Here is a 641-nt window from a genome sequence, read left to right on the forward strand (position 1 = left end):
GCAGACGCAACCTCTTCCGAGATGCGTTGTCCGCCAATTACAGTGGCCAATTCATCCGAGTTGTTCACGAGAGGCGCATTAGTCAAGCAGCTTTTTAGCTTACATTCTTGGCATTGCTTGCTCTTGTAGTTGGCACAGTTGCTCATTTCCAACTGGTTATCTTCACCGTGAATAAACACCAAGCTGTTAATTTCTTGAATGATGCCCATCAGCCATTGTTTTTCCGCTTCTTCATTGTTGGCATTCAGCTCAGCTAATTTCACCTTTAGACGTAGGTGCGCAAGAATGAAATACGCGGCAGCAAACATCAGAGAAAAAGCGACCGCACCTGCCAAGAAAAATTTTGCCATTTGCTCATCGTCGTAGCCATAAACTAGGTTGAAGCTTCGGTGCGAGCGCAGAAGTTTTTCTATCTCATTTGAGTCAATGGTTTCGATGATGCTGTTGAGCATGTGTTGGAGCTGCGTATTGTGTTTTGCAACTGCAAACGCATTCGAGAACGTCAGAACGTCTTGCTCATTGATCACCAAACCATCGACCTGATCTTGCGCAATCATGCTATGAACAACGTCATCCGGAATGTAAGCCACGTCCAAAACGCCTGATTTCAAATCCGCAAGCAGCTGTTTTAAATCGTCATA

1 pseudogene is annotated in these 641 nt (G+C 45.1%); it reads right to left on the reverse strand.

The window, feature by feature from the left end:
* Positions 1 to 641, reverse strand: a pseudogene (locus tag R7093_RS26100) (transporter substrate-binding domain-containing protein); the annotation flags it as partial.

It is taken from the genome of Vibrio sp. 1580, assembly GCF_033340055.1.